Source organism: Acidovorax delafieldii 2AN (genome assembly GCF_000175235.1).
Classification (GTDB): Bacteria; Pseudomonadota; Gammaproteobacteria; order Burkholderiales; family Burkholderiaceae_C; genus Acidovorax; species Acidovorax delafieldii_B.
This window is the reverse complement of the sequence record NZ_ACQT01000171.1, coordinates 1-8113: the sequence shown is the minus strand read 5'-3', so window position 1 is coordinate 8113 and position 8113 is coordinate 1. Positions and strand designations below refer to the sequence as shown.

Annotated in this window: 8 protein-coding genes; 3 read left to right on the top strand and 5 right to left on the bottom strand. The window is 66.5% G+C overall.

Features of this window, described 5'->3' with window-relative positions:
- The 4 genes from aliA to badH all read right to left on the bottom strand — a co-directional run.
- On the bottom strand, positions 1-1627 hold a 1627-nt coding region (aliA, locus tag ACDELDRAFT_RS16560; protein ID WP_005798924.1), incomplete at its 3' end, for a cyclohexanecarboxylate-CoA ligase.
- A 68-nt stretch (positions 1628-1695) separates the two neighbouring features.
- Positions 1696-2853: a cyclohexanecarboxyl-CoA dehydrogenase gene (gene aliB, locus ACDELDRAFT_RS16555; protein WP_005798922.1), complete on the bottom strand. Its 1158-nt coding sequence runs from the start codon at positions 2851-2853 to the stop codon at positions 1696-1698.
- Positions 2854-2961: 108 nt separating this feature from the next.
- Positions 2962-3744, bottom strand: coding sequence for a 2-ketocyclohexanecarboxyl-CoA hydrolase (gene badI, locus ACDELDRAFT_RS16550; protein WP_005798921.1), 783 nt, complete (start codon positions 3742-3744; stop codon positions 2962-2964).
- A gap of 120 nt (positions 3745-3864) precedes the next feature.
- Positions 3865-4632, bottom strand: coding sequence for a 2-hydroxycyclohexanecarboxyl-CoA dehydrogenase (gene badH, locus ACDELDRAFT_RS16545; RefSeq protein ID WP_005798919.1), 768 nt, complete (start codon positions 4630-4632; stop codon positions 3865-3867).
- A gap of 143 nt (positions 4633-4775) precedes the next feature.
- Here badH and ACDELDRAFT_RS16540 point away from each other — a divergent pair, with 143 nt between their 5' ends.
- On the top strand, positions 4776-5342 hold the full coding sequence (locus ACDELDRAFT_RS16540) for a MarR family winged helix-turn-helix transcriptional regulator (protein ID WP_005798917.1): 567 nt from the start codon (positions 4776-4778) through the stop codon (positions 5340-5342).
- Between the two features lie 6 nt (positions 5343-5348).
- Here ACDELDRAFT_RS16540 and ACDELDRAFT_RS16535 read toward each other — a convergent pair whose 3' ends face one another.
- Positions 5349-6122 (bottom strand): ferredoxin--NADP reductase, encoded by a 774-nt coding sequence (locus tag ACDELDRAFT_RS16535; RefSeq protein WP_005798915.1) that lies wholly within the window; start codon positions 6120-6122, stop codon positions 5349-5351.
- Between the two features lie 183 nt (positions 6123-6305).
- On the opposite strand from ACDELDRAFT_RS16535, the gene ACDELDRAFT_RS16530 reads away from it, so the two are divergent.
- Positions 6306-7511: an ABC transporter substrate-binding protein gene (locus ACDELDRAFT_RS16530; protein WP_005798913.1), complete on the top strand. Its 1206-nt coding sequence runs from the start codon at positions 6306-6308 to the stop codon at positions 7509-7511.
- 45 nt (positions 7512-7556) lie between these two features.
- Positions 7557-8113 (top strand): branched-chain amino acid ABC transporter permease (locus ACDELDRAFT_RS16525; RefSeq protein WP_005798911.1); only part of this gene is annotated, 557 nt, incomplete at its 3' end.

Sequence of the window (8113 nt, the reverse complement as noted above, 5' to 3'; positions counted from 1 at the left end):
GCAGCATCTCGCGCAGCTTGAATTTCTGGATCTTTCCGGACGGTGTGGAGGGCATCGCGTCGCGCACGATCAGGCGCTCGGGGATGTACTGCACGGCAATCCTTTGCTCTTTCAGGAACTGCACCAGGCCCGGCAGATCGACGGTTTGCCCCGGCTTGGGTACCACCACGGCGCAGGCCCGCTCGCCCAGGCGCTCGTCGGGGTAGGCCACGACGGCGGCCAGGGCGATGGCCGGGTGGCGGTACAGCAGCGATTCCACCTCGACCACCGGAATGTTCTCGCCGCCGCGGATGATCACGTCCTTGCTGCGGCCGGTGATGCGCAGGTAGCCGCGCTCGTCGATACGGGCCAGGTCACCGGTGTCGAACCAATCGTCCGCGTCGGTGGCATTGAGGTGCGGGCGGTGCAGGTAGCCGCCGAAGTTGGAGCACGCGCGCAGCAGCAGCTTGCCGGGCTGGCCGGGCGGCAGCGGCTGGCCATCGACATCCACTACCTTGATTTCCACGCCGGGCAGCGGGCAGCCGTCGGTGTTGAAGGAGCGCTCATCGTCGTCGTCCAGCCGGGTGAGCGTGACGGCGCCGTTTTCGGTCATGCCCCAGGCCGAGACGATCTTGGCGCCCAGCGCCTTGCGGGCCTGCTCGACCAGCGGGCCGGGGATGGGTGCACCCGCGCACAAAAAGGTGCGCAGGCTGGGCACGGCCACGCCGGTCTCGGCAACGGTGCGTGCCAGGTCGGTGAGGAACGGCGTGGAGGCCATGGTGAAGCTGGCCTTCTCCGCGTTGATCAGCGCGACGGCTTTGGCCGGCTCCCAGATGTCCTGCAGCACGGCGCTGGCCTGCAGCAGGATGGGCATGATGAGCCCGTACATGAAGCCGGTCTGGTGCGCCATGGGCGAGGCCATCAACACCACGTCTTCGGCACCCAGGTGCAGGCGCTCGGCATACGGAATGATGTTGGACATCACGGTGTTGGCCGAGTGCATCACGCCCTTGGGCTCGCCCGTGGTGCCCGAGGTGTAGATGAGCTGGGTCACGTCGTCGGGGCTGGGGCGGTGGGCCGTCAGAATGGCCTGGGCATCGGGCTGCTGCTCCCACGCGGGGCCACTGAGCAGGGCGTCAAAACTGTTGGCGCCGCTGCCACCGACCACCACCACATGTTTCAGGTGCGGCAGGCTGGGCTGCAGGCCCGTGATCATCTTTTCGAAATCAAACCCGCGGAAAATCTGGGGCGCAATCACCACCTTGGCCTCGCCATGCTGCAGCATGAACGAGAGTTCGCGCTCCCGGAAGATGTGCATCAGCGGGTTCATCACCGCGCCGATGCGCGAGCAGGCCAGGTAGGTCAGCGTGAACTGCCACCAGTTGGGCAACTGGCAGGCCACGATGTCGCCCCGGCCAACCCCCAGGCGCGCCAGGCCCACGGCGATGCGGTCGGCCATGCGCGCCAGCTCGCGGTAGGTGAAGCGCGTGGTGGTGCCCGCTTCGATCTGGACCGCGGTGAGCGCCGCCTTGTCGGGGCAGGCCGCCACGCAGGCATCGAGCGCATCGTTGATGGTGCGGTCGTGCCAGTGGCCCTGCGCCACCATGCGGGCGCGGCGGGGGGGCAGCAGTACGGCGTCGAATTCCATGGTCTTGTCTCCTGGTGTTGTGGTGGGGATCCGTGGCGTGGGGTGAGCTGTGGTGGCGTGTCGCTGGCTCAGGCCGGCACGAACTTGCGGCCGGCCCGGGCGCGGGCGATGATGGTTTTCATGATCTGCGCCGTGCCGTCGCCAATCTGGAAGCCCAGCACGTCGCGCAGGCGCTGCTCCATCAGGCCGCGGTCGTAGCCGCCGTGGCCAAAGCACAGCAGGCACTGGTGGATCACGTCGTAGGACAGCTTGGGACCCCACCACTTGGCCATGCCTGCCTCGGCGGTGTGGGGCAGGCCCTTGTCCTTGAGCCACAGGCCCTGCAGGCACAGCAGGCGGGCGCCTTCGACCTCGGTGTCGTACTGCGCCAACGGGTGCGTCACGCCCTGGAAGGCCGAGAGCGGCTGACCGAAAGCCTGGCGCTGGGTGATGTATTCCCAGGTTTCCTCCAGCGCCACGCGCGCCACGGCCAGGCATTGCAGGCCGATGAGCGAGCGCGAAAAGTCAAAGCCATGCATCACCTGCACGAAGCCCTTGTTCTCGTCGCCCAGGCGGTGGGTGACCGGAACGCGCACGTTCTCGAAGAAGATCGAGCCGCGACCAATGGCGCGCTGACCGTGGCAGTCGAAGCGGCTCGTGGTGATGCCGGGCGAGTCCATCGGCACCATCACGGCCGTCACGCCATGGGCGCCATCCTCGGGTTGGCCGGTGCGCCCGAACACGACCGCGATGTCGGCCTGGTCGGCGGCGGAGATGGAGGTCTTCTCCCCGTTGATGACGTAGAAGTCACCGTCGCGCTCGATGCGCAGGCGCAGGTTGGCGGCGTCCGAACCACCGCGCGGCTCGGTCAATGCGATGCAGCAGATGGCTTCGCCCCGCGTGAGCTTGTGCAGCCACGGCCCCACCACCTCGGGCTTGCCGTACTTGGACAGGATCTGGCCGTTGAGCGACGCCAGCAGGTTCAGGTACGAAAAGCTCAGGTCGGCGCGGGCGATTTCTTCGTGGATCACGCCAGCGGCCAGGCAGCCCAGCCCCAGGCCGCCGTACTGCTCGGGCAGTTCGGGACAGATGAAACCGAGCTCGCCCATCTCGCGCAGCAGCACGCGGTCCAGATCACGGGTCTTGTCGCGCTCCAGGAAGCCGGGTTTCACGCGCTCTTCGGCAAATCGGCGGGCCGTGTCGGCCAGCGCCTGCAGGTCTTCGTCAATGTAGGGATTCGGGTTCATGGGGCCCCCACGTTCGTCACTGGCGTGTACTCTCTGCCCCCCAAGGGGGCGTTCGCTTGCTTGAAGCGGTTCTGCGTTGCGCTCATGGTTCGTCTCCAGCGGGGCGGGTCATTTCGCGTATTTGCGGAACTCAGGCTTGCGCTTGTCCTTGAGCGCATTCACGCCTTCGCGTGACTCTTCGGTGTCGTAGTACAGCTTGAGCGCGTACATGCCCAGGCCCGCGATGCCGGCCTGGTGCGCCGTGTCGGCATTGAAGCTGCGCTTGGCGATGGCCAGCGCCGTGGGGCTGCGTTCGCACAGTTCCTCGCCGATCTTCTGCACTTCGGCGTCGAGCTGTTCGTGCGGGAAGCAGAAATTGGCCAGGCCCATGGCCACGGCCTCGGCACCGCTGTAGCGGCGGTTCAGGTACCAGATCTCGCGGGCCTTCTTCTCGCCCACCACGCGGGCCAGGAAGGCGGTGCCGTACCCGGGGTCCACCGAGCCCATCTTGGGCCCCACCTGGCCGAACTGCGCCTTGTCGGAGCAGATGGTCAGGTCGCAGATGGTGGCCAGCACGTTGCCGCCGCCAATCGCAAAGCCCTGCACGCGGGCGATCACGGGCTTGGGCACGTCGCGGATGGCGGTGTGCAGCTCTTCCATCGGCAGGCCGATGGTGCCGCGGCCGTCGTAGTTGCCGCTGTGGGCCGACTGGTCGCCACCGGTGCAGAACGCCCGGTCGCCCGCGCCGGCCAGCACGATGGCACCCACGTCACGGTCGTAGCCAGCCTTGTTCAAGGCCCTGATGATCTCGTCGCAGGTCTGGCCGCGGAAGGCGTTCATCTTGTCGGGCCGGTTGATGGTGATCCAGGCCACGCCATTGCGCACTTCGTACAGGATGTCTTCGAAATTCATGGTGTTCTTTCGGTTGGTGATTCGGAGGTGAAAGGCCGCGCGCCGCCGGGCTCGCCTGAGGCCTGCCGGGCCCTCTGGGGGCGGCGCGGCACACGCAGTGGCGGGCGCGGGGCGCACATCTCAGCCATGCATGGTCAGACCGCCAGAGACGCTGATGACCTGGCCGGTGATGAAGGCGGCGTCATCGCTGCCGAAGAAGGCAATCGCGCTGGCCAGGTCGTCGGGCTGGCCCAGGCGGCCCAGCGGGATGGCGCTCTTGAAGGCGTCGATCAGCTTGGCCGGGTCGCGCGCGCCTTCGGCCACGCCGGCCAGCAAGGCGGTGTCGGTGGGGCCGGGGCAGACCACGTTCACGGTGATGCCCTGGCGCGCATGCTCGCGCGCCAGGGTCTTGGACAGCGCCACCAGCCCGCCTTTGCACGCCGCATAGACCGCCTCGCCGGAGGAACCGCCCCGTGCGGCGTCGGACGCCACATTGACGATGCGGCCCGCCTTGCGGTCGGCCATGCCCGGCAGCACCGCGTGATGCATGTGCAGCGCGCCCGTGAGATTGATGGCGATGAGCTTGTCCCACTCGGCGGGAACGGTCTTGGTGAAGGGCTTGAACACGTCCCAGCCCGCGTTGTTGACCAGCACGGCGATGGGGCCGAGCTGTGCTTCGGCGGCGGCCACGGCCGCATCCACCTGGGGGCGCTGCGTGATGTCGCACTGGAACGCGGCCGCCTGTCCCCCCGCCGTGCGGATGGCGGCAGCCACCTTCTCGGCGGCCGGCAGGTTCATGTCGAAAACGGCCACGCGGGCGCCTTCCTGGGCGAACCGGCGGCAAGCGGCACCACCGATACCGCCGCCGCCGCCAGTCACGATCACTGTCTTTCCATCAAATCTTTGCATGGGGTACTCCTTGCGTACACGGGTTCACTGGGGTTGCTATGCTGTGCGGTTACCGCACAGCATCGCGCTATATATGTCAATACGTTGACGTATATTAGAGGCCTGGTGAGCGCTTCGCAAGCGAGATGTCCAAGGAAAAAATAATGGAAAACCCTATGTTAGAAGCCGAAACTGCCAAGATGGAACTGGCCAATCGCTTGTTCTTTCGTTTGTATCAATGTGCCAATATGTTGCATAAAACAGGCACGCGGGCCGTAGATGCGCAGGGACTGACCACGCAGCAATGGGCCGTGCTGGGGGCGTTGTCACGGCCCGAGGCGGCCGATGGCATGAGCGTGGGAGACCTCGCCCGCTACCTGATGGTGAGCCGGCAGAACCTGTCAGGCCTGATCAGCCGCATGGAGCGGGACGGCCACTTGGGCAGTGCGCCCGACGGGCGCGATCGCCGGTCGCGGCGCATCACCATGACGGATTCAGGGCGTGGCGTGTGGGTGAACGAGGCGCAGCCGAACATCCGCCGCTACTACGGGCAGGTGCTGGCGGATTTTTCGGTGGGAGACATGGCGCACACCCTGCATTACCTGCTCAAGCTGCTGGACAACATGCAGCGGCTCGATGGCGAAGGTGCGGCGTCCGGGGAGGACGATGCCGAAGAGGCGGTGGGGGCAAAACCCGCGCGGCCGGCCTTGGCCGCCGCGCGCCGGTCCTGAGAGGCGTTATTTCTCGACGAAGGCGCGTTCGATGACGAAATCGCCCGGCTTGGTGGTGTTGCCTTCCTCGAAGTCGCGTTGCTCGAGGATGTGCTTGAGCGAGGCCAGCATTTCAGGGCTGCCGCAGAGCATCACGCGGTCGGTGAGCGGGTCCAGCGCCGGCACGCCGAGGTCGGTGAACAGCTTGCCGCTTTCGATCAGGTCGTTGATGCGTCCCTGGTTCTTGAAGGGCTCGCGCGTCACCGTGGGGTAGTACTTGAGTTGCTTGGAAACCAGTTCGCCCAGAAACTCGTGCTGGGGCAGTTCCTGGGTGATGTAGTCGTGGTAGGCCAGTTCGGCCACCTGGCGCACGCCATGTACCAGGATCACTTCCTCGAACTTCTCGTAGGTTTCGGGGTCGCGGATCACGCTCATGAACGGCGCCAGCCCGGTGCCAGTGGAGAACATGTACAGGCGCTTGGCGGGCAGCAGGTAGTCGATCAGCAGCGTGCCGGTGGGCTTCTTGCCGACGACGATGGTGTCGCCCACCTGGATGTGCTGCAGCCGCGAAGTCAGCGGGCCGTCGGGCACCTTGATGCTCAGGAATTCGAGGTGCTCTTCGTAGTTGGCGCTGACGATGCTGTAGGCGCGCAGCAGCGGCTTGTCGTTCACCTTCAGGCCGATCATGGTGAAGTGGCCGTTGGAAAAGCGCAGTGCCGGGTCGCGGGTGGTGGTGAAGCTGAAAAGACGGTCGGTCCAGTGGTGAACGCTCAGCACACGTTCTTCGAGAAATGCACTCATGGTTTCTTGGGCAGGAATGAAAAAACAGGGCCCCGGCGGGGCGGGCTCAGGGCGGCGGTGCTGGCGTGGCGTGGCCGGGCGTGCACCCCGGACTGGCGGGCAAACCCGTGCATTGTCCGGCAAATGCGAGGGGCGGTACATTTTGTGGTTTCGGCCTGTGTGATGTGGGACAAAGGAAAATCAATGCGAAGCCTCTCTGCCGCCCTCGGGGCCTGGATCGTTGCCGCCCTTGCGCTGTTTGCCGGCGGGGTGCATGCCCAGGGCGTGATCAAGGTGGGCGAGATCAACAGCTACAAGGCGCAGCCCGCCTTTCTCGGCCCCTACCGCAAAGGCATGGAACTGGCCGTGGCCGAGGTCAACGCCAGCGGCGGCATCCAGGGGCGCAAGCTGGAGCTGGTGGTGCGCGACGACAACGGCAACCCGGGCGACGCCGTGCGCGCGGCCGAGGAACTGCTGGCGCGCGAAAAGGTGGATGTGCTCATGGGCAGTTTCCTGTCGCACGTGGGGCTGGCCCTGACCGACTTTGCCAGGCAGAAAAAGGTGTTTTTCCTTGCGGCCGAGCCGCTGACCGACAAGATCGTCTGGGACAACGGCAACCGCTACACCTTCCGCCTGCGCGCTTCCACGTACATGCAGGTGGCCATGCTGGTGCCCGAAGCGGCTGCCCTGAAGAAAAAGCGCTGGGCCATCGTCTACCCCAACTATGAATACGGCCAGTCGGCGGCGGCCACCTTCAAGAAGCTGCTCAAGGCCGCGCAGCCCGACGTGGAATTCGTGGCCGAACAGGCGCCCCCCCTGGGCAAGGTGGACGCCGGCAGCGTGGTGCAGGCGCTGGCCGATGCCAGGCCCGACGCCATCTTCAACGTGCTGTTTGCCGCCGATCTGGCCCGGCTGGTGCGCGAGGGCAACACCCGCGGCCTGTTCAAGGGGCGCGAGGTGGTGAGCCTGCTGACGGGCGAACCCGAGTACCTCGACCCGCTCAAGGGCGAGGCGCCTGTGGGCTGGGTCGTCACGGGCTACCCCTGGTACGCCATCCAGACACCGGAGCACCAGGCGTTCCTCAAGGCCTACAAGGAGCGCTTCAATGACCACCCCCGGCTTGGCTCGGTAGTGGGCTACGCGGCCATCCAGTCGCTGGCCGCGGGCCTGCGCAAGGCCGGCGGCAGTGATACCGAAAAGCTCATTGCCGCCTTCAAGGGGCTGGAGGTGACGTCGCCGTTTGGCCCCATCCGCTACCGGCCCGAGGACCACCAGTCCACCATGGGCACGTTCGTGGGGCGCACGCGCCTGCAGAACGGCATGGGCGTGATGTCGGACTTCCGCTATCTCGACGGTGCGCGCTTCCAGCCATCGTCCGACGAGGTGCGGCGGTTGCGCACGGCAGACTGAGCGCAGTCCCGCCATGCTGCCGCCAGCCCCGCCCGATTTCAGCGCATGAATCTTTCCGGCCTGATTGTCCAGTTGCTCAACGGGCTGGCGTCGGCCTCGTCGCTGTTCCTGGTGGCGGCGGGGCTGTCGCTGATCTTCGGGGTCATGCGCATCGTCAATTTCGCGCACGGCTCGTTCTTCATGCTGGGCATCTACCTGGCCTATTCGCTGGTCGATCGGCTCGGCGGCGTGATCGGTTTCTGGCCGGCCCTGTTGCTGGCTCCGCTGGCCACGGGGGGGCTGGGAGCCGTGGCCGAGGTGCTGCTGCTGCGCCGCATCTACCGCGCGCCCGAGCTGTTCCAGCTGCTGGCCACCTTCGCGCTGGTGCTGGTGGTCAAGGATGGTGTGCTCTGGGCCTGGGGTGCCGAGGAGCTTTTCGGTCCGCGCGCACCAGGCCTTGAAGGCGCCGTGGAGGTCCTGGGCCGGCAGGTGCCGACCTATGACCTGTTCCTCGTGGCGGTGGGCCCGCTGGTGCTGGGGCTGCTCTGGCTGGGCCTGCACCGCACGCGCTGGGGCACGCTGGTGCGCGCAGCCACGCAGGACCGCGGGATGGTGGGCGCCCT